The sequence below is a fragment of the Streptomyces sp. NBC_00400 genome (assembly GCF_036048035.1).
Taxonomy (GTDB): domain Bacteria; phylum Actinomycetota; class Actinomycetes; order Streptomycetales; family Streptomycetaceae; genus Streptomyces.
The window spans coordinates 3693667-3714263 of record NZ_CP107940.1 but is presented as its reverse complement, the minus strand read 5'-3'; the positions used below and the strand labels follow the sequence as shown (position 1 = coordinate 3714263).

The following is a 20597-nucleotide window of genomic DNA, read 5'->3' as shown; positions in this document are numbered from 1 at the left end:
GGCCGGCCCGCCGGGGCGCAGTGACCCGGCGCGGGACCGAGCCGGCGCCGCTGCCCGTGCCCGCCCGCTAGGCCTGCTCCGGCACGCCCCGCAGCAGTTCCCCCAGCAACCGGATGGCTCCGCGCTTGTGGAGCGGGTCGTTGCCGTTGCCGCACTTGGGGGACTGGATGCAGGAAGGGCAGCCGGCCTCGCATTCGCAGGAGGCGATGGCGTCGCGGGTGGCGGTGAGCCAGTCGGCGGCCGTGTGGAAGGCGCGCTCGGCGAATCCGGCGCCGCCGGGATGGCCGTCGTAGACGAAAACGGTCGGCAGCAGGGTGTCCGGGTGAAGCGGCACGGAGACGCCGCCGATGTCCCAGCGGTCACAGGTGGCGAAGAGCGGCAGCATGCCGATGGAGGCGTGTTCCGCGGCGTGCAGCGCGCCGCCCAGCTGCTCGGGATTGACGCGGGCGGCGTCGAGCTGGTCCTCGGTGACCGTCCACCACACCGCACGGGTGCGCAGCGTACGGGGCGGCAGATCGAGCTTGGTCTCGCCCAGGACCTCGCCGGTGATCAGTTTGCGACGCAGGAAGGAGACGACCTGATTGGTGACCTCCACGGATCCGAAGCACAGCCGGCCGTCCCCCCACGGGATCTCGGTGTCGGTCTCGAGGACGGCGATGGCGGTGGTGTCGCGGGCGGTCGTGGAATAGGGCGGGTGGGCCTCTTCGACGAGCGCCACATTGTCGGCCAGATCGAGGTGCCGGACGACATAGGTACGGCCCTGGTGAAGGTGGACCGCGCCGTCGTGGACGGCGGTGTGCGCGGCGGCGGCGTCCACGGTGCCCAGCAGCCGTCCGGTGCCGTCCTCCACGACCTGCACCGGCGAGCCGCCCTGGCCGCGGATGTCGGTGAGGTCGGCGGCCCGCTCGCGGCGCGTCCAGTGCCAGGCCCTGGCACGCCGGCGCAGCAGGTTCGCGGCCTCCAGCTGCGGCATCAGTCCGGCGGCCGCGGGCCCGAAGAGCGCGAAGTCGGCCTCGGTGAGCGGGAGTTCGGACGCTGCCGCGCACAGATGCGGGGCGAGCACGTACGGGTTGTCGGGGTCGAGGACGGTGGACTCGACGGGCTGGTCGAAGAGCGCCTCGGGGTGATGGACGAGATAGGTGTCCAGCGGGTCGTCGCGGGCCACGAGCACGGCGAGGGCGCCCTGCCCGGAGCGGCCCGCCCGGCCCGCCTGCTGCCACAGCGACGCCCGGGTCCCCGGATAGCCGGCGATGACCACGGCATCCAGCCCGGAGACGTCCACGCCCAGTTCGAGCGCCGTGGTGGCGGCCAGACCGAGGAGGTCACCGCTGTGCAGCGCACGTTCCAGGGCGCGGCGCTCCTCGGGCAGATATCCGCCCCGGTACGCGGCGACCCGCCCGGGCAGCGAGCGGTCCACCTCCGCGAGCCGCTCCTGGGCGATCAGCGCGATCAGCTCGGCGCCGCGCCGGGAGCGGACGAAGGCGACGGTGCGTACGCCCTGGACGGCGAGGTCGGTGAGCAGGTCCGCGGTCTCGGCGGTGGCGGTCCGGCGGACCGGGGCGCCCTGCTCGCCATGGAGTTCGGTGAGCGGCGGCTCCCACAGCGCGAAGACCAACTCACCGCGCGGCGAGGTGTCCTCGGTGATTTCCACCACGGGGAGGCCCGTGAGCCGGGTCGCGGCCTCGGCCGGTTCCGCGGCCGTGGCGGAGGCGAGCAGAAAGACCGGCTCGGAGCCGTACCGGGCGCAGACGCGGCGCAGCCGGCGGATGACCTGCGCGACATGCGAGCCGAAGACACCGCGGTAGCTGTGGCATTCATCGATGACGACATAGCGCAGCGCGCGCAGGAAGGAGGACCAGCGGGGGTGGGCCGGCAGGATGCCGCGGTGCAGCATGTCGGGGTTGGTCAGGACGTAGTTGCCGTACTGGCGGACCCATTCGCGCTCCTCGACGGGGGTGTCGCCGTCGTAGACCGCGGGCCGCACGGCCGTGCCCAGGGGAGCGGCCAGCTCGCGTACGGCACGCCGCTGATCGGCCGCCAGCGCCTTCGTGGGGGCCAGATACAGGGCCGTGGCGCCCCTTCCGTTCGGCGCCTCGGAGCCGTCCAGGAGCGTGGAGAGGACCGGCGCGAGATACGCCAGGGACTTCCCCGAGGCGGTGCCGGTGGCGACGACGACCGACTCGCCGCGCAGTGCGTGTTCGGATGTCCGTGCCTGGTGGGCCCAGGGACGATCGATTCCGGCCGAACGGATGGCATCGATCACTTCCGGCCGGATCTGTTCCGGCCAGTCGGCATGGCTGCCGATGCGCGGGGGCAAGTGCTCCGTATGAGTGATGCGCGCAGCGCGGGTCGCGCCCCGGGCGAGACGTTCGAGAATCATGCCTGGGGAAGGGCGCGCGCCCGCATCCGGCGGGACTGGATTGGAGGCCATCGGCACCGAGTGTGTCACCGGAGTGACGGACAATGCCTAAAGGGCGTCGTGCACGCCTGCCGGTAAGTGATTGAATGCCATCGCGGCTGCCAGATCCGCCCCTACCTTCGGTGGGGAGGCCCCAGGGGGGCGACCGCTCGATAGCAAGGTGCTGGAGGATCCGTGGACCTGTCCCTGTCGACCCGGACCGTTGGCGACCGTACGGTCGTCGAGGTCGGTGGCGAGATTGATGTATACACCGCGCCCAAGCTGCGGGAGCAGCTGGTCGAGCTTGTGAACGACGGAAGCTACCACCTCGTGGTGGACATGGAACGTGTCGACTTCCTCGACTCCACTGGGCTCGGCGTGCTGGTCGGCGGACTCAAGCGGGTGCGTGCCCATGAGGGCTCGCTGCGCCTGGTCTGCAACCAGGAGCGCATTCTCAAGATCTTCCGAATCACCGGACTGACCAAGGTGTTTCCCATTCACACCTCGGTCGACGAAGCCGTCGCAGCCACTGACTGACGGTTTTGCCGGTCCCCCGCGCCATCAGGCGCGGGGGGAGGAAGCAGTGGGGGGTTCCGGACACGGTGTCCGGCCCCCTGCGTCGCACGCCCGCAAAACGAGGGGGATGGCATGGCCACCGTCGAACTTCGCTTCAGCGCCCTTCCCGAGCATGTCCGCACCGCGCGTCTGGTCGCGGCTGCCGTGGCACGGCGCGCCGGGGTGGACGAGGCCGTGCTGGACGAAGTGCGGCTCGCCGTCGGTGAGGCCTGCAGCCGAGCCGTCGGGCTGCACGAGAGCCATGACATCGCGGAGCCCGTCCGCGTCCTGCTGATCGAGGACGAGAAGAAGTTCTCGATCGAGGTCGGCGACGGAGTCTCCGGCGACTCCGGTACGTCCGGCGCGCGCGGCGACGAGCCCGAGGGCGCCGCGGACAGCGACGCCGAGGGCGAGGACGAAATGGGCCTCGCGGTGATCAGCGGGCTCGTCGACGACGTCGAGGTGACCGCCGGCAAGGACGGCGGGCTGATCCGGATGACCTGGCCCACCACGACGGCCGTGGTGGTGCCGTAGCGCCCGGGACCGGTGCCCGGCGAATGCCCTGACCCCGGACTTCGTCCGTAGCCGGTGGGGGCGCGCATCGTTGCTGCCTGCTGCCTGCTGCCTGCTGCCTGCTGCCTGCGCTCGCTCTGTTGCCCCCGTGTGCGGCTCCTGCTGCCCGCGCACCCCCTGTCGCCTGCGCCTTCCCTCTCGACCCTCTGTGGTCGGTCGTCGTGCGCTGACCAGGCGGGCCTGAGCGGGCTCCGTGCTCCCGTCCGGCATCCGGCCCCGCCGCATTTCTTGATCTTGATTGTCGGCCTTCCCGAGTGGGCCCGACAGGGTGGGCCTGACCGGGGGCCCGACCCGGGGGGACCTGCCGGGTCGGACCCGCGGCAGTCGCTCGCCCCGGCCCCTCACTCCCGCTCGCCACGCCGGCTCGCCCACCGGCCCCTGACAGCAGCAGCCCCTCGCTCCAGCCCCTCGCTCCAGCCAGTCATCCGGCCCTCCGGCCCTCGCCGTGGCCCCTCGCCGTGGCCCTTCGCCGTGGCCTCTCGATCAGGCCTCATGCGTTGCGATCCGGACTCGATCTGACGCAGCCTCAACCGGCGCCGGGATGCGTCCCGCGCGCCGCGGGTCACCCGTCCGGCCGCAGCCGGGCGGATCAATTCTCACCGGGGTCACGCGGGTCTCCGTGGTCCCGGGTTCGGGGGCGGCGTCCGTGAGCAGCGGCGATCAGTTTGCCGCCCATGGCGATCAATACGACAGAGAGATCATCGGGTGGTGGTCAGTGAATTTGCGACTTTCCTTCGTCCGGGCGAATTCCGTGTGGCGTCGACCTTTTGATCTTCGCTGCTATCGGCGAATTCCCTTTGACGCGTACTGTTTTGATCAACCGTGGCTCCCTACAATCCGTCCACATCTTGCTCAGGACGCCTGAGCGTGCTTCCGCGCGCCCATGTGCCAAACGTCAAGGAGGACGAATGGCGGGGCCTTACACCCCTCAGTTGCTTGACACCCCCACTTTTCTGGCCGGGCCCTCGCTCACGGCGGGTAACCGCGGCATCGTGCTGGTGATCGCCGTGGTCGCCCTGGCGGCGCTGGCTGTCGCGGCGGTGCTGGTCCGCCAAGTGCTCGCGGCCGGTGAGGGAACCGACAGTATGAAGAAGATCGCGGCGGCCGTGCAGGAAGGCGCAAATGCCTACCTGGCACGGCAGTTGCGGACTCTCGGCGTATTTGCCGTCGTGGTGTTCTTCCTGCTCATGCTGCTGCCCGCGGACAATTGGACGCAGCGCGCCGGACGCAGCGCCTTCTTCTTGATCGGCGCCGGATTCTCGGCGGCCACCGGCTATATCGGGATGTGGCTCGCCGTGCGCAGCAATGTGCGCGTCGCCGCGGCCGCACGGGAAGCCACTCCGGCCGAGGGCGATACCAAGAAAAAGGATCTTACGGCGGTCTCCCACAAGGCGATGAAGATCGCATTCCGCACCGGTGGCGTCGTCGGCATGTTCACCGTGGGGCTGGGCCTGCTCGGCGCGTCCTGCGTGGTGCTCGTGTACGCGGTCGACGCGCCCAAGGTGCTGGAGGGCTTCGGCCTCGGCGCCGCGCTGATCGCGATGTTCATGAGGGTCGGCGGCGGCATCTTCACCAAGGCCGCGGACGTCGGCGCCGACCTCGTCGGCAAGGTCGAGCAGGGCATCCCGGAGGACGACCCGCGCAACGCCGCGACCATCGCGGACAACGTGGGCGACAACGTCGGTGACTGCGCCGGTATGGCCGCCGACCTCTTCGAGTCGTACGCGGTGACCCTGGTCGCCGCCCTCATCCTGGGGATGGCCGCCTTCGGTGACGCCGGGCTGGCCTTCCCGCTGCTGGTCCCGGCCATCGGGGTGCTCACCGCGATGGTCGGCATCTTCGTCGTCGCGCCCCGGCGCAGCGACCGCAGCGGTATGACGGCGATCAACCGCGGCTTCTTCATCTCCGCGGGCATCTCGTTGGTGCTGGTGGCCGTCGCGGTGTTCACCTACCTGCCGTCCAGCTATCAGGACCTGACCGGTGTCACCGACACCGAGGTGCTGGGCCGCAGCGGTGATCCGCGGATGCTGGCGCTCGTGGCGGTCGCCATCGGCATCGTGCTGGCCGCGCTGATCCAGCAGCTGACCGGCTACTTCACCGAGACCAGCCGGCGCCCCGTCCGGGACATCGGCAAGACCTCGCTGACCGGCCCGGCCACCGTGATCCTCTCCGGCATCTCGATCGGCCTGGAGTCGGCGGTCTATTCGGCGGTGCTGATCGGCCTGGCCGTCTACGGGGCGTACCTGCTGGGCGGCGCCTCCATCATCCTGGCGCTGTTCGCGGTGGCGCTGGCCGGCACCGGTCTGCTGACCACCGTCGGCGTGATCGTGGCGATGGACACCTTCGGACCGGTCTCCGACAACGCGCAGGGCATCGCCGAGATGTCCGGCGATGTCACCGGTGACGGCGCGCAGGTGCTGACCGACCTGGACGCGGTCGGCAACACCACCAAGGCCATCACCAAGGGCATCGCCATCGCGACCGCTGTACTGGCCGCTGCTGCGCTCTTCGGCTCGTACCGGGACGCGATCGCCACCGCGGTGCGCGACATCGGCAACGCCGCGAGCGGGATGGGGCTCAGCCTGGACATCTCGCAGCCCAACAACCTGGTCGGGCTGATCCTCGGGGCCTCGGTCGTCTTCCTGTTCTCCGGGCTGGCGATCAACGCGGTGTCGCGGTCGGCGGGAGCGGTGGTCTTCGAGGTGCGGCGGCAGTTCCGCGAGCACCCCGGAATCATGGACTACACCGAGCAGCCCGAGTACGGGCGGGTCGTCGACATCTGCACCAAGGACGCGCTCCGTGAGCTGGCCACCCCCGGGCTGCTGGCCGTGCTCACCCCGATCGCGGTCGGCTTCTCGCTCGGCGTCGGCGCGCTCGGCTCGTTCCTGGCGGGTGCGATCGGCACCGGCACGCTGATGGCGGTCTTCCTCGCCAACTCCGGTGGCGCGTGGGACAACGCCAAGAAGCTCGTCGAGGACGGCCACCACGGCGGCAAGGGCAGTGAGGCGCATGCCGCGACGGTCATCGGCGACACCGTGGGTGACCCGTTCAAGGACACCGCGGGCCCGGCGATCAACCCGCTGCTGAAGGTCATGAACCTGGTGGCGCTGCTGATCGCGCCCGCTGTGGTGAAGTTCTCATACGGCCAGGACAAGAGCACGGGCGTGCGCATCGTCGTCTCCGTACTGGCGCTCGCCGTGATCGTCGGTGCGGTGTACGTCTCCAAGCGGCGCGGAATCGCCGTGGGTGACGAAGACAACTCCGAAGACCCGGAAAGCATCGCCAAGTCGGCCGAGACGGCGGTGGCGTCCTAGCCGGAAAGCACCTCCGGAAGGGCCCGCGGGCCGCTCAACTGGGCGGGTGGACGGCGTATGTTGCAGACGCCGCCCACCCGCCTTCCGCGTGCTCGGGTGGCCCTGCGGTCCTTGGTGCAAATGGCTGCAATGAGGGCAGGGCGGGATGCCCGACCGGTGGCCCAGGCCGTTTGGACGTGTATGTTCCGGGGCCGAGAGCCATGGAAGGGACCAATCCGGTGAACAAGAAGCTTGTGGCTGCACTGTCCGGCGGTGCGGCACTGGTGCTCGCGCTGACCGGCTGCAGCGACGACAGCAACAAGAAGCTCAATGACTGGGCGAAGAGTTTCTGCGACCCTGCGCAGGCTCAGTTCAAGAAGATCCAGGACGCCAACGGCGCCATGCAGACGGCCGACAACGGCAGCACCGACTCCAAGAAGGTCCAGCAGACGGACTCGGCGGCCTTCCAGAAGATTTCCCAGGCCTACGCCTCGCTGGCCACCTCCCTGGAGAAGGCCGGGCCGCCGCCCACCGACCAGGGGAAGCAGGCACAGCAGAACGCCGTCAAGGAGCTCAACTCGCTTTCCAAGGGCTATGCGGACCTTCAGAAGCAGGTCAACAAGCTCGACACCTCGGACAAGCTGAAGTTCGCGGACGGTCTGCGCGACCTCTCCAGCGGCATCAACAAGCTGAACAAGCAGAGCGAGGCGGCCTTCAAGAACCTGGAGTCCGGCGAGGTCGGCACGGCGATGGCCGCCCAGAAGGGCTGCCAGAACCCGGCCGCGTCCGGCTCCCCGGCACCCACGCAGTCCAAGAAGTCCTAGGAGCCCAAGAAGTCCCAGGAGTCCTGTGAGCACGGGGAGCCTGCGGCGAACGTCCACCGCAGCGGCTCCGTACGGCCCGGCGACGCGCCCGAGAAGGGTGTGGCGCCGGGCCGTCGCCGATTGTCAGTGGCAGGGCCGACAATGGTGGATGTGAGTACGCACCTCCCCACCGCCGATGTCCAGGACCCCGAGAGCACCGCCCGCACCGCCCGGCTGCGCGAGGCGTTGCGGGCCGCCGCCTTCACCGCCGACGGGCTGCTGGAGCTGCTCGGCGCGCCGGCCTACGCCGCGCTGGCGCGCAGCGAGACCGTCCCCGCCCTGCGGGCGACGCGCGGCGACAGCCCGTTGGAGACCCTGGTGCGGCTGTTCCTGCTGCAGCGGCCGGTGGAGCTGCGCCGGGCGCAGGCCGCGCTGCCGGTCGCGGACTGCCTCGCCGACGGCTGGCTGGTGCAGGACGGCGACGAGCTGCGCGCCAGTGTGGACGTGCGCCCGTATGGCGGCCCCGAGGGACAGGACTGGTGGATCGTCTCCGACCTGGGCTGTGCGGTCGGTGGCGCCGGCGGCATCCGGGGCGCCGGGGAACCGGACCGCTCACAGCTGGTGCTCGGTGTCGGCGGTGCCTCCACGACCCTCGCGGGGATCACGGTGCGCAGGCCGGTCGCCAAGGCGCTCGATCTCGGCACGGGCTCCGGCATCCAGGCACTGCACGCCGCTCAGCACGCCACCCGCGTCACGGGCACCGACCTCAACCCCCGCGCGCTGCGGATCGCCGCGCTGACCCTGGCGCTCTCCGGGGCGGGGCCGGCGGATCTGCGGGAGGGCTCGCTGTTCGAGCCCGTGGGCGACGAGACGTACGACCTGATCGTGTCCAACCCGCCGTTCGTGATCTCGCCGGGCGCCCGGCTCACCTACCGCGACGGCGGCATGGGCGGTGACGACCTGTGCCGGACGCTCGTCCAGCAGTCCGCCGCGCATCTCAACGACGGCGGGTACTGCCAGCTGCTGGCCAATTGGCAGCATGTGGCGGGCGAGGAGTGGCACGACCGGCTGCGCTCCTGGGTGCCGCCCGGCTGCGACGCCTGGATCGTGCAGCGCGAGGTACAGGACGTCACCCAGTACGCCGAACTGTGGCTGCGTGACGCGGGCGACCACCGCGCCGGGGACGAGGCGTACGCCGCGCGCTACGACGCCTGGCTCGACGAGTTCGAGGCACGCAAGACCAAGGCCATCGGCTTCGGCTGGATCACGCTGCGCAAGTCCGGGTCGGATTCCCCGTCCATCACGGTCGAGGAATGGCCGCATCCGGTGGAACAGCCGCTGGGGGAGTCGGTCGTACGGCACTTCGACCGCCAGGACTATCTGCGGGCCACCGACGATGCGGCGCTGCTCGCCGGCCACTTCCGGCTCGCCGACGAGGTGGTGCAGGAGCAGGTCGGGCTGCCCGGGGCGGAGGACCCCGAGCATGTGGTGCTGCGTCAGAACCGCGGTATGCGGCGGGCAACGAAGGTGGACACGGTCGGCGCGGGCTTCGCCGGAGTGTGTGACGGATCCCTCCCGGCCGGGCGGATTCTGGACGCCATCGCCCAACTCGTCGGCGAGGATCCGGTTCTGCTGCGGGACCGTACGCCGGCCTCGATCCGGACGCTGGTCGAGCAGGGGTTCCTGGAGCCGGTGGCCGCGGGCGGCTGACAGGGGAGAGCGACGGGGGAAACGGGGGAAGGGGGATGTGGGGGAGCAGGACGGGAGAGGCGCGAGGCGAACGGGTGTAGTTCATCCGGCGTTCGCCGGAATGCCGCCCTGGGGTGCCACGCTGCCCGCATGGAGAGTGGACCCGAGGTGTTCGCCGGTGCGGCGTTCGCACTGTTCGGCGCCGGACTGCTGGTGTGGACGGGCGTCTGCGCACGGACCGGTGCGCCGGTCGCCGAGGGCGTCAGCCGGCCGGTCGCCGCTGTGACGGCGCTGCTGGCCGGCGTGGTGTTCCTGGCCACGGGCTGCTGGTTGCTGGCAGCGTTGTAGCCGTGGGGCGCCGGGACCTGTTGTCCCTGTGCCGTCCCGCCGGCCGTCGTCCCACGGGCGCCGCGGTGCGGAGAGCCACCTGACGGCGGCTTTCCGCCGCCAGGACACGGCGCCTCTCAACTGCCGTTGCGTGGGGCTACGTTCACTTCACGCCAGTTCTGTGACAGATGGCCGATGTGTGGTGGTACACGGGAACTTTTCCGGGCCGTTGGCCATGTTCCTCAGTGAAGGTCAGCAACGACCGGCACGCTCACGACCCTTCAGTGAGGAACCAACATGAACCGTGCACTCCGCTACGTCGCCGTCGGCACCATTGCCGTTTCCCTGCTCGCCGGCGGCTCGGCCGCGGCCTTCGCCGCGCCGCAGGACCTCCACTCGCCCACGCCGGTCGTGGCCACCGCTCCGGCCGCAGCCGCACTGACGGCCAAGGCCAGCGTGTCCACCGTCAACGCCTGGCAGGAGTTCCGGATCTCGGGCACCGCCAAGGGCATCAAGGCCGGTACCAAGGTCACCGTCCAGCAGAAGCAGGGCACGAAGTGGGTCTCGCTGCCCGCACAGACGCCGGTGAACGCCAGCGGCACGTACTCGGTGCGGGTCAAGCTCGGCATCAAGGGCGTCAACCAGCTCCGTATGGGAGCCGGCAGCACCGTCTCCCCGGTGGTCAAGGTCACCGTCCGCTGACACCGGACGGTCCGCCGGCACCGGATGGTTGCCGGCACCGGACGGTCCGCTGACACCGGACGGTCCGGACCGCGCCCGGATCATCCGTGATGTCCCTGGATCAAACCCCTAACCGACAAGGTTGCGGGCGACCGTCCAGGCCGCGGCAATGCCGAGCACCACGGCGTTGCCGCGGGCCCGGAGGCGTGGCCGGTAGACCCGCCCGCCGATCCCGGCGACCAGCCAGCGCCCGACGGCGTACGCCACGACCGGGCCGGCCAGCGTGAGCAGCACGGCGTTGTCGTGGAAGGCCCGCACGACATCGCCGTGCATCAGGTCGTACGCCATCCGTGTCCCGCCGCACAGCGGGCACAGCAGCCCGGTGGTCCATTTGAACGGACAGGGGAGCAGCAGCTGCCCCGGTTGGTGCGGGTCGGTGTGCCAGAGATAGACGGCGGCCGCCGCCCCGGCACCGAGGGCGATCGACGCCTGGCGGACGGTACGTACCCGGACCGATGTCGCGCTGGGTTCCGCAGGCTCGGCAGGACCCCACGGCGTGCCGGGGCTCACACGCTCAGCGACCTGGCGTAGTTGACCTGGTTGAGGATGAACATCACCTGCTCGCGCGACTGGACCGGGATCATCGTGGCGTGGTGCCGGCCTCCGCTGTTCACCGTGACCTGCACGAACCCGGTGGTCACCCGCTCCTTCATCAGCAGGAAGAGCAGCCCGAGCAGGCAGAAGAAGAAGAAAACGATGGCGAGCACGACCGCGTGCGTCGGCATCTTCTCCTCCGTGCGCGACATATCGGTCGCCGTCCACACCGCGCCCCTGAGCGGCATCGGCCCGGCCGGCGTCATGATCGTGTCGCCGGTCACCGCTATGTCGCCGAGCGACAGCACCATCCCGCCGGGCTGGGCCCCGGCCTGGAACCCGCCGGGCCCGGCCTGGAACCCGCCGGGCCCGGCCTGGAACCCGCCGGGGGCCGGCTGCGGCGGAGCGCCCGGCGGGAATCCGGGCGTGGGCGGCGCCAGGACGTCGCTCGGGTAGCCGTATCCGGGCTGGGCCTGGGGCTGTGGCGGCGGCGAGCCGGCCTGCGGATAGCCGTATCCGGGCTCCCCGGGGCGGCCGCCCTGCGGGTTGCCGTAACCGGCGTCGGCGGGCTGCGGGCCGTCCGGCTTGGCGTAAGGGTTCTGGCCGGACTGGCCGGACTGGCCGGACTGACCGGGCGGCTGGTCCGGCGGCGGTCCGGGGTACTGGTTCGCCATGGGTGAGGTCCCCCCGAGAGTGCGTGATGACGGCAGTACTCGACTCGAACGGCGAGCCGTGCCGTTTCCATCCTGCCAGCCCGCTTACGTGCTGTATCAAGGCAATGACGGCAACCGGCGCCGCCCTGTGACAGTCGCCGGTCCGCGGACGGTGCGGCGTGCGACTGCGGGCGGGTGGCGGACGGCCAGGATCCGTCACTGTGTGACATCACCGAGGGTGCCGCAGCTGCGCCGCACGGGGAACGTCCGAGGTGGGCGCCGGGGAGCCGTACGGCACCGCCGTGATCCACAAGGCGCGCCCCGGGCCCGTAGTGAGCGCCCGATGCGGTCCGGGCGGCAGGAAGGCATGTAGTCGGGTTACCGTTCGAGTGGCGTTGCGGGGTTTTTCCGTTTGACACGGGGCCGGGAGGTACCGTCACACTCCGCAGCGTCAAGCGTCACCGCATTGCGTCCCCGGCGTCCGGCCGGGAGGCATTTCCAGCGTCGACCGGAGAGAAGAGCGAAGTTGTCCCCGACCAGCGAGACCACAGACGGCGGCGGCCGCCGACTCGTCATCGTCGAGTCGCCTGCCAAGGCGAAGACGATCAAGGGCTACCTCGGCCCTGGCTACGTGGTCGAGGCGAGCGTCGGACACATCCGCGACCTGCCCAATGGCGCCGCAGAGGTCCCGGCGAAGTACAAGGGCGAGCCCTGGGCCCGCCTCGGCGTGAATGTCGACGCCGACTTCCAGCCGATCTATGTCGTCAACAGTGACAAGAAGGACCAGGTCAAGAAGCTCAAGGAGCTGCTGGCCGAGTCCGACGAGCTCTACCTCGCCACAGATGAGGACCGCGAGGGCGAGGCCATCGCCTGGCACCTCCAGGAGATCCTCAAGCCCAAGGTCCCCGTCCACCGGATGGTCTTCCACGAGATCACCAAGGACGCGATCCGCGAGGCCGTCGCCAATCCGCGCGACCTGAACCAGAAGCTGGTCGACGCCCAGGAGACCCGCCGGATCCTCGACCGCCTTTACGGCTACGAGGTCTCGCCGGTTCTGTGGAAGAAGGTCATGCCCCGGCTGTCGGCCGGCCGGGTGCAGTCCGTCGCGACCCGGCTCGTCGTCGAGCGGGAGCGCGAGCGCATCGCCTTCCGATCCGCCGAGTACTGGGACCTGACCGGCACCTTTGCCACCGGCCGGGCGGGCGACGCCAGCGACCCGTCGGTGCTGACCGCCCGCTTGAACACCGTTGACGGCCGCCGTATTGCCCAGGGCCGTGACTTCGGTCCCAACGGGCAGCTCAAGAGTCAAGAGGGGAGCGAAGCGACTTCCGGCAAGGGCGGCGGTGGGCGACGGGAGGGCGTCCTCCATTTGGACGAGGCGAACGCCCGCGCGCTCGCCGCCGCCCTGGAGAACACCGACTTCGCGGTGCGCTCGGTCGAGTCCAAGCCCTACCGCCGCTCGCCGTACGCACCGTTCCGGACGACCACCCTCCAGCAGGAGGCCAGCCGCAAGCTCGGCTTCGGCGCCAAGGCGACGATGCAGGTGGCGCAGAAGCTGTACGAGAACGGCTTCATCACCTATATGCGTACGGACTCCACCACGCTCTCGGACACCGCGGTCACCGCGGCCCGGGCGCAGGTGACGCATCTGTACGGCGCGAACTACCTGCCGGACAAGCCGCGCACCTACGCCGGCAAGGTCAAGAACGCGCAGGAGGCGCACGAGGCGATCCGCCCCTCCGGCGACCGCTTCCGCACCCCGGCCGAGACCGGTCTGACCGGCGACCAGTTCAAGCTCTACGAGCTGATCTGGAAGCGGACCGTCGCTTCCCAGATGAAGGACGCGACCGGTAACTCCGTCACCGTCAAGATCGGTGGCCGGGCCGCCGACGGCCGGGACGCCGAGTTCAGCGCGTCCGGCAAGACCATCACCTTCCACGGCTTCCTCAAGGCCTATGTGGAAGGCGCCGACGACCCCAACGCCGAGCTCGACGACCGCGAGCGCCGGCTGCCGCAGGTCGCCGAGGGCGATGCGCTCGCCGCGCAGGAGATCACCGCCGACGGGCACGCCACCAAGCCGCCCGCCCGCTACACCGAGGCCACGCTGGTCAAGGAGCTGGAAGAGCGCGAGATCGGCCGCCCGTCGACGTACGCCTCGATCATCGGCACCATCCTCGACCGCGGCTATGTCTTCAAGAAGGGCACCGCGCTCGTCCCGTCCTTCCTCTCGTTCGCGGTGGTCAACCTCCTGGAGAAGCACTTCGGCCGGCTGGTCGACTACGGCTTCACCGCCAAGATGGAGGACGACCTCGACCGCATCGCCCGCGGTGAGGCGCAGGCCGTGCCGTGGCTGCGGCGCTTCTACTTCGGCGAGGGCGATGCCGCGGGAGCCGCCTCGGACGCCGGAAACGGCGACGGCGACCACCTCGGCGGCCTGAAGGAACTGGTCGAGGACCTGGGCGCCATCGACGCCCGGGAGATCTCGTCCTTCCCCGTCAGCGACGACATCAAGCTGCGGGTCGGCCGCTACGGCCCGTACGTCGAGCGCGGGGAGAAGGACGCCGAGGGCCATCAGCGCGCCGACGTCCCCGACGACCTGGCGCCCGACGAGCTGACCGTGGAGTACGCGGAGGAGCTGCTCGCCAAGCCGAGCGGAGACTTCGAGCTGGGCATGGACCCGGAGTCCGGCCGCCAGATCGTCGCCAAGGACGGCCGCTACGGCCCGTACGTCACCGAGATCCTGCCCGAGGGCACCCCGAAGACCGGCAAGAACGCGGTCAAGCCGCGCACCGCCTCGCTCTTCAAGTCGATGTCCCTGGACACCGTGACCCTGGCGGACGCGCTCAAGCTGATGTCGCTGCCGCGCGTCGTCGGCAAGGACCCCGAGGGCGTGGAGATCACCGCGCAGAACGGCCGCTACGGCCCGTATCTGAAGAAGGGCACCGACTCGCGCTCCCTGGAGACTGAGGAGCAGCTCTTCACGATCACGACCGAAGAGGCGCTGGCGATCTACGCACAGCCCAAGCAGCGCGGGCGGGCCGCCGCCAAGCCGCCGCTCAAGGAGCTGGGCACGGACCCGGTGAGCGGCAAGCCGGTGGTGGTCAAGGACGGCCGGTTCGGTGCGTATGTCACCGATGGCGAGACCAACGCGACGCTGCGGCGGGACGACGACGTCGAGACGGTCACCGCCGAGCGGGGCTACGAGCTGCTGGCGGAGAAGCGCGCCAAGGGGCCGGCGAAGAAGACCGCGAAGAAGGCGGCCAAGAAGGCGCCGGCCAAGAAGACGGCTGCGAAGAAGACGGCCGCCAAGAAGACCACCACGGCGAAGAAGACCACGGCGGCCAAGAAGACGACCGCCAAGAAGACGACCGCCAAAAAGGCCACCGCCAAGACGGCGGCGGCGAAGAAGACGGCGGCGCCGGCGGAGGACTGAGGCCCGCGCCGCTCCCGGCCGCGCCGGTAAGGCGGAGGGCCGAGGCCCGTGCCGGTCCCGGCACGGCCGCGCCGGTAAAAGCGCAGGACATGGGCGGGTACAACGGATGCGTTCCGTTGTACCCGCCCATTTGTTCGGGTGGGCGCTCGACGGCGTGCACCGTCCCGCTAGGCTGGCGGGATGACGCGTGCCGAGCAGCCAACGGTCGTGACCCCCACATCAGGCGCCCTAGCGGCGGATTCCCGCGAGCGCGCCGTGCGAGCCCTGCTCCGCTTCCCCCCACTGAAGCGATTGTGGAGCGCCCAGTTTGTCGGGGGCATCGGCGATGCCCTGTCCATGCTTGTCCTCGTACTCCTCGCCCTGCAGGCGGCGTTGTACGTCCCGTTGGGCGGCGAGCCCGTCTTCGGCGGCGGCTATCGGGGAGCAGCCCTTGCGGTCACCGTGGTCTTCGCGGCCCGGATGCTGGCGATGCTGCTCTTCGGGGCCGTCCTGCTGGGCCCGCTGTCGGCGATGACGTCCCCCGCCTCGCGCGCGGGGGGAGCCTCGTCCGGCGGGCCGCTGGACCGGCGCTGGACCATGATCGGCGCGGATGTGCTGCGGCTCGCGCTGCTGGTCATCGCGCCCCTCTGGATCGACTGGACGCCCAACGACGCACTGGCCTGGCTACTGGTCACGGTCTTCGTCACCGGCGTCGCCGAACGCTTCTGGACCGTCGCCAGGGAGAGCGCCGCACCGGGACTGCTGCCCGCCCCGCCCCCCGAGGGCGCCGCCGTGCGGCCCCTCCCGGACAACATGGACGCCCTGCGCCGTCTCTCGCTGCGCACCGGCTTCGTCTCGCTGCCGATCGCGGCCGCCGCCCTGGTGGTCGTCACGCTCGTCAGCAAGCTCCTGGGCACCGGCATCGACTGGTTCCACCTTCACCAGGCCGCGCTCGGCTCGTATGTCGCCGCCGGTCTGTTCGCCGCCTCCGTATCGATCCTCTACTTCATCGAGCTCCCCGGAGTGCCGACGCCGCGGCCGCGCTCCCCTCTGGAGGGGCTGCGCCGCCCGAAGGCCGCGGGAGCGAAGGCCGGAGCGGCGACGGGCACGGACGACAAGCCGGAGAACGGCGCGGCCCGGGCGGGCGCCGACAAGGGCCGTACGGGTGCGCTCCCGCTGCTGGTGGCGTCCTGCGCCGCGGTGGCCGGGGCGATCGCCGCGGCCGTCTCGCTCGCCGTCCTGCACGGCTACGACCTGGCCGGCGGTCCGGCCACCTTCGCGCTGCTGGTGCTCGCGCTGACCGGCGGTACGGCCGTCGGCATCCGTGGCGCCCACCGCGTGCTGCCCGCCCTCTCCCGGCGCCGGCTGCTCGCCCTTGCGGTGGCCGCCACCGGCCTCGGGCTGCTGGCCATGGGGCTGGTCCCGGACCCGACGACGGTGCTGGTCCTCGCGCTGCTGTCCGGCGTCAGCGCCGGTATCGCCGCCAATACGGGCCATGTGCTGCTGGAGCAGGAGACCGAGGAATCCCGCAGCGCCCGTACGACGGAGCATCTGCACGCCGTCGTACGGCTGACGGTCGCGCTGGCCGCCGTCCTCGCGCCGCTGCTCGCGGCGATCATCGGCCCGCACCACCTCGGCAGCGGCACCTTCAACTTCGCCTACGGCGGCGCCGCCTACACCCTGATGCTGGCCGGCGCGCTGCTGCTGCCGGTCGCCGCCCTGGTGCTCGGCAAGGTCGACGACCGGCAGGGCGTACCGCTGCGGCGTGATCTGCGCGAGGCGCTGCGCGGCGGCGACCCGGCCCAGGCGCCCGCCCCCACCGGCTTCTTCCTCGCCCTGGAAGGCGGCGACGGGGCCGGCAAGTCCACCCAGGTCGAGGCGCTTGCGGAGTGGATCCGCAACAAGGGCCACGAGGTCGTGGTGACCCGTGAGCCGGGCGCCACCGCCATCGGCAAGCGACTGCGCTCGATCATCCTCGACGTCTCGACCTCCGGGCTCTCGGACCGTGCGGAGGCGCTGATGTTCGCCGCCGACCGGGCCGAGCACGTCGACAGCGTCATCCGCCCCGCCCTGGAGCGCGGCGCGATCGTCATCACCGACCGGTACATCGACTCCTCGGTCGCCTACCAGGGCGCCGGACGCAACCTCGCGCCCACGGAGATCGCCCGGATCTCGCGCTGGGCCACCGACGGCCTCGTCCCTCACCTGACGGTCCTGCTCGACATCTCCCCGGAGACCGCACGGGAACGCTTCACCGAGGCACCGGACCGGCTGGAGTCCGAGCCCGCCGAATTCCACCAGCGGGTGCGGGCCGGCTTCCTGACACTGGCCGCCGCCGACCCCGCGCGCTATCTGGTCGTCGACGCCGGGCAGGAGCCCGAAGCCGTCACCACCGTCGTACGCCACCGCCTCGACCAGGTGCTCCCGCTGTCCGAGGCCGAGATCACGGCGCAGGCCGAGGCCCGTAAGGCAGCCGAGGAAGAGGCCCGCCGCAAGGCCGAGGAGGAGGCCGCGCGCAAGGCGGAGGAGGAGCGCCTGGAGCACGAGCGCCAGGAGCAGCTCGCCAAGCTGCGCGCCGAGGAAGAGGAGCGCAAGCGCCGCGAGGCCGAGGAGGCCAGGGCGCGCGAGGAGGCCCGCCAGGCGGAAGAGGCCCGCAAGCGCGCCGAGGAGGCCCGCCAGGCCGCGGAGACGGAGCGGCAGCGGCGCGAGGCCGAGGAGCGGGCCCGCGAGGCCGAGCAGGAGCGGCTGCGCAAGCAGCACGAGGAGGAGGCGCGGCTGCGCAAGGAGGCCGAGGAGCGCCGCCTGGAGAAGCAGCGCAAGGCCGAGGACGCTCTGCTGCGCGCCGAGAAGGCCCGGATCGCGGCAGCCGAGGCGGCGGCCGCGGCGGAGGCCAGGGCGGCGGCCGAGGAAGCCGAGGCAGCCGAGGCGGCCACCGCGGAGACGTACGTCGCGGATCTGCGGAAGCGGCTGGGGCAGGACGCGGCCGATGACTCCGGGGCGTCGGGTTCCGGTGCGTCCGGTTCCGGCTCCTCCGGTTCTGGCTCTTCCGGTTCCGGATCGGGCGCTTCCGGCCTCTCCAGTTCCGGATCGGGCGCTTCCGGATCGGGCGCTTCCGGTTCGGACGGTGAGCGGACCGAGGAGTCGCTGCCGCAGCCCGGGAGGCCGCGGGGCGGGACGCGGCACTCCGGGACGCAGCAGGGCGGCGCGGCGGACGAGACGGCGGTGCTGCCGTCGGTGCGCGACACGCACGACGCCTGGAGCGGCCGTGGCGCCGGTTCGGACGCGGAGGAGACCGCCGTGCTGCCGCCCGTACGGGGCGAAGGCACGCGGGGCGTGGACGGCCGGGGCGACGCCCCTGCCGACCGCGTGCCGCCGTGGATGTTCCGCAAGGAGACGCCCCACGGCGGGCACGGGGCGAACGGTGCGCACGGCGGAAGCGGTGCGGCCTCGGGACACCCCGCCGCCCCTGCCGAGTCGCACGTCGAGCGCACCCGCGAACTCCCGCAGATCGACCCGGCGACCGGCCACCCCGTGGAGCCCCCGCAACGCAGCCGCCCCCGCCCCGAATGGGCGGAGGAGACCCCGCTGGACGATCTGCCGACGCTCGCCGACGAACTGCTCGGCTCGCGCGGCGACGACGAGGCGGACGACGGTGCGGACGACAACGGCCGTCGCGGCGGCCGGGGACGGCGCGGCTGACCCCCTCGCGCAGCCCGGACGAAGCCCGGACGAACCGGCCGTGGCCGCAGCGCAACAGCTGCGGCCACGGCCGGTTCCTGGTTCCCGGGCGGGCTCCTTCGGCTCTCAGTAGGTCCTCGGTCGGTCCCCCTTCGGCCGACCGGCCCCGGCTTCCGGATTCGTTTGTCAGTGGGTTGCACCACAATGGGTCAGGTGTGGAGCAATGCGCGGTGTGCGGCCGGGCACACACCCACCTCGCACGGCACGAGCAGGACGGCACGGACAGGAACGGCGGACAGCGATGGCGGTATGGGACGACGTGGTCGGCCAGGACCGGGTGACGGCACAGCTGGCCGCGGCCGCGCGCGACGCGGACGCCTTCGTCACCGTGGAGCATGCGGGAGCGGGAGCGGAGGCGGGGCGCAGGCCCGGTGAGCAGCCGCAGCAGGCACCGGAGCCGGAACCGGAGCCGGGACACCAGCCGGAGTCGGAACCGCGGCCGTCCAGCGACCGCGGCAGCGCCTCCCAGATGACCCACGCCTGGCTGTTCACGGGCCCGCCCGGTTCCGGCCGCTCCACCGCGGCCCGCGCCTTCGCCGCCGCCCTGCAGTGCGTCAGCCCGGACCGCGCCCTCGGGGGCGCCCCCGGCTGCGGTTTCTGCGACGGCTGCCATACGTCCCTGGTCGGCACGCACGCCGACGTCGAGATCGTCCGTACGGACCTGCTCTCCATCGGCGTCAAGGAGACCCGCGACCTGGTCCGCCGGTCCTCCCTCTCCCCGGCCGGCGGCCGCTGGCAGGTGATCGTCCTGGAGGACGCCGACCGCCTCACCGAAGGCGCCGGCAATGTCCTCCTCAAGGCCGTCGAGGAGCCCGCGCCCCGTACGGTCTGGCTGCTGTGCGCCCCCTCCGTGGAGGACGTCCTCCCCACCATCCGTTCGCGCTGCCGCCACCTCTCCCTGCGGACCCCGCCGGTCGGCGCGGTCGCCGACGTCCTCGTCCGGCGGGACGGCATCGAGCCGGAGGCCGCGGACCGGGCCGCCCGCGCCACCCAGGGCCACATCGGCCGGGCCCGCCGCCTCGCCACCGACGAGCGCGCCCGGGCCCGCCGGGCGGCCGTACTCAAACTCCCCCTCCGCGTGGACGACATCGGCGGCTGCCTCAAGGCCGCCCAGGAGCTGATCGACGCCGCGGGGGAGGACGCCAAGCAGGTCGCCGAGGACGTCGACACCAAGGAGACCGAGGAGCTGCGCGCCGCGCTCGGCGCCGCCGCCGGCACCGGCGGACGCCTGCCGCGCGGCACGGCCGGTGCCATGAAGGAGCTCCAGGACAAGCAGAAGCGCCGCTCGACCCGTACCCAGCGCGACAGCCTCGACCTGGCCCTGGTCGACCTCACCGGCTTCTACCGCGATGTCCTCGCCCTCCAGATGGGCGCCTCGGTACCCCTCGCCAATGACGAGGTGCGCGACAGCATCCACCGCATCGCCACCGCCTCGTCCCCCGAACGAACCCTCCGCCGTATAGAAGCCGTGATCGCCTGCCGAGAGGCCCTGGACCGCAATGTGGCCCCCCTCCTCGCGGTCGAGGCAATGACGGCGGCCCTCCGCGCCGGCTGACCACCGCCACCGCAGTCCACCTACCGCAGTCCATCTGCCTCAGTCCACCTGGCTCAGTCCACCCACTGCAGCCCATCCGCCCCCGCCGCTCACCCGGCTCGCCCCTTCAAGGAGACGCGCACACAACGTCCCCGCCCGGATACTCTCCGAATAACCTCCGAATGCCCTCCGTCCGAACGCGCCACTGCTCTCCCCGCCCCCCGACATCCGTCACGCGCTCACCATCACCCTCACGACTGCCACCGCCCCCGGCACCGCCTCCTAGCCCCTCCCGGTACTTCCCCCGCACTCCACCTTCCAGGGACCTCCAGAGACCGACACCGCAC

General features: G+C 71.5%; 13 protein-coding genes. 10 read left to right on the top strand and 3 right to left on the bottom strand.

What is annotated here, in order from left to right:
• Nucleotides 1-67 precede the first annotated feature (67 nt).
• On the bottom strand, nt 68-2431 hold the full coding sequence (locus OHS81_RS16015; RefSeq protein WP_328385440.1) for a DEAD/DEAH box helicase: 2364 nt from the start codon (nt 2429-2431) through the stop codon (nt 68-70).
• Nucleotides 2432-2593: 162 nt separating this feature from the next.
• On the opposite strand from OHS81_RS16015, the gene bldG reads away from it, so the two are divergent.
• From bldG to OHS81_RS15980, 7 genes are all read left to right on the top strand, one after another.
• Nucleotides 2594-2935, top strand: a complete 342-nt coding sequence (gene bldG, locus OHS81_RS16010) for an anti-sigma factor antagonist BldG (RefSeq protein ID WP_004571875.1) — start codon at nt 2594-2596, stop codon at nt 2933-2935.
• A gap of 111 nt (nt 2936-3046) precedes the next feature.
• The gene (locus tag OHS81_RS16005) at nt 3047-3487 is read left to right on the top strand and encodes an ATP-binding protein (RefSeq protein WP_328385439.1); all 441 of its coding nucleotides are present in this window, start codon (nt 3047-3049) and stop codon (nt 3485-3487) included.
• A gap of 947 nt (nt 3488-4434) precedes the next feature.
• Nucleotides 4435-6840, top strand: a complete 2406-nt coding sequence (locus OHS81_RS16000) for a sodium-translocating pyrophosphatase (RefSeq protein WP_328385438.1) — start codon at nt 4435-4437, stop codon at nt 6838-6840.
• 218 nt (nt 6841-7058) lie between these two features.
• On the top strand, nt 7059-7643 hold the full coding sequence (locus OHS81_RS15995; RefSeq protein WP_328385437.1) for a small secreted protein: 585 nt from the start codon (nt 7059-7061) through the stop codon (nt 7641-7643).
• A gap of 150 nt (nt 7644-7793) precedes the next feature.
• Nucleotides 7794-9332, top strand: a complete 1539-nt coding sequence (locus tag OHS81_RS15990; protein WP_328385436.1) for a DUF7059 domain-containing protein — start codon at nt 7794-7796, stop codon at nt 9330-9332.
• Between the two features lie 129 nt (nt 9333-9461).
• Complete coding sequence (locus OHS81_RS15985) at nt 9462-9659, top strand: hypothetical protein (protein ID WP_328385435.1); 198 nt, start codon at nt 9462-9464, stop codon at nt 9657-9659.
• Nucleotides 9660-9935: 276 nt separating this feature from the next.
• Nucleotides 9936-10340, top strand: a complete 405-nt coding sequence (locus tag OHS81_RS15980) for a hypothetical protein (protein ID WP_328385434.1) — start codon at nt 9936-9938, stop codon at nt 10338-10340.
• Nucleotides 10341-10448: 108 nt separating this feature from the next.
• Here the strand turns inward: OHS81_RS15980 and OHS81_RS15975 are convergent, their stop codons facing one another.
• Nucleotides 10449-10889 (bottom strand): DUF2752 domain-containing protein, encoded by a 441-nt coding sequence (locus OHS81_RS15975; RefSeq protein ID WP_328385433.1) that lies wholly within the window; start codon nt 10887-10889, stop codon nt 10449-10451.
• Nucleotides 10886-11587, bottom strand: coding sequence for a hypothetical protein (locus OHS81_RS15970; RefSeq protein WP_328385432.1), 702 nt, complete (start codon nt 11585-11587; stop codon nt 10886-10888). Before OHS81_RS15970 ends, OHS81_RS15975 begins: the two co-directional genes overlap by 4 nt.
• A 505-nt stretch (nt 11588-12092) precedes the next feature.
• On the opposite strand from OHS81_RS15970, the gene topA reads away from it, so the two are divergent.
• From topA to OHS81_RS15955, 3 genes are all read left to right on the top strand, one after another.
• Nucleotides 12093-14999, top strand: a complete 2907-nt coding sequence (gene topA / locus OHS81_RS15965) for a type I DNA topoisomerase (RefSeq protein WP_328385431.1) — start codon at nt 12093-12095, stop codon at nt 14997-14999.
• Nucleotides 15000-15179: 180 nt separating this feature from the next.
• Complete coding sequence (tmk, locus tag OHS81_RS15960) at nt 15180-18677, top strand: dTMP kinase (RefSeq protein ID WP_328385430.1); 3498 nt, start codon at nt 15180-15182, stop codon at nt 18675-18677.
• 280 nt (nt 18678-18957) lie between these two features.
• The gene (locus OHS81_RS15955) at nt 18958-20271 is read left to right on the top strand and encodes a DNA polymerase III subunit delta' (protein WP_328385429.1); all 1314 of its coding nucleotides are present in this window, start codon (nt 18958-18960) and stop codon (nt 20269-20271) included.
• Nucleotides 20272-20597 lie beyond the last annotated feature (326 nt).

Coding starts and splice junctions, on each gene's coding strand:
- OHS81_RS16015 (WP_328385440.1), bottom strand. CDS start 2,431: ATGGCCTCCAATCCAGTCCCGCCGGATGCGGGCGCGCGCCCTTCCCCA.
- OHS81_RS16005 (WP_328385439.1), top strand. CDS start 3,047: ATGGCCACCGTCGAACTTCGCTTCAGCGCCCTTCCCGAGCATGTCCGC.
- OHS81_RS16000 (WP_328385438.1), top strand. CDS start 4,435: ATGGCGGGGCCTTACACCCCTCAGTTGCTTGACACCCCCACTTTTCTG.
- OHS81_RS15985 (WP_328385435.1), top strand. CDS start 9,462: ATGGAGAGTGGACCCGAGGTGTTCGCCGGTGCGGCGTTCGCACTGTTC.
- OHS81_RS15980 (WP_328385434.1), top strand. CDS start 9,936: ATGAACCGTGCACTCCGCTACGTCGCCGTCGGCACCATTGCCGTTTCC.
- OHS81_RS15970 (WP_328385432.1), bottom strand. CDS start 11,587: ATGGCGAACCAGTACCCCGGACCGCCGCCGGACCAGCCGCCCGGTCAG.
- tmk (WP_328385430.1), top strand. CDS start 15,180: ATGACGCGTGCCGAGCAGCCAACGGTCGTGACCCCCACATCAGGCGCC.
- OHS81_RS15955 (WP_328385429.1), top strand. CDS start 18,958: ATGGCGGTATGGGACGACGTGGTCGGCCAGGACCGGGTGACGGCACAG.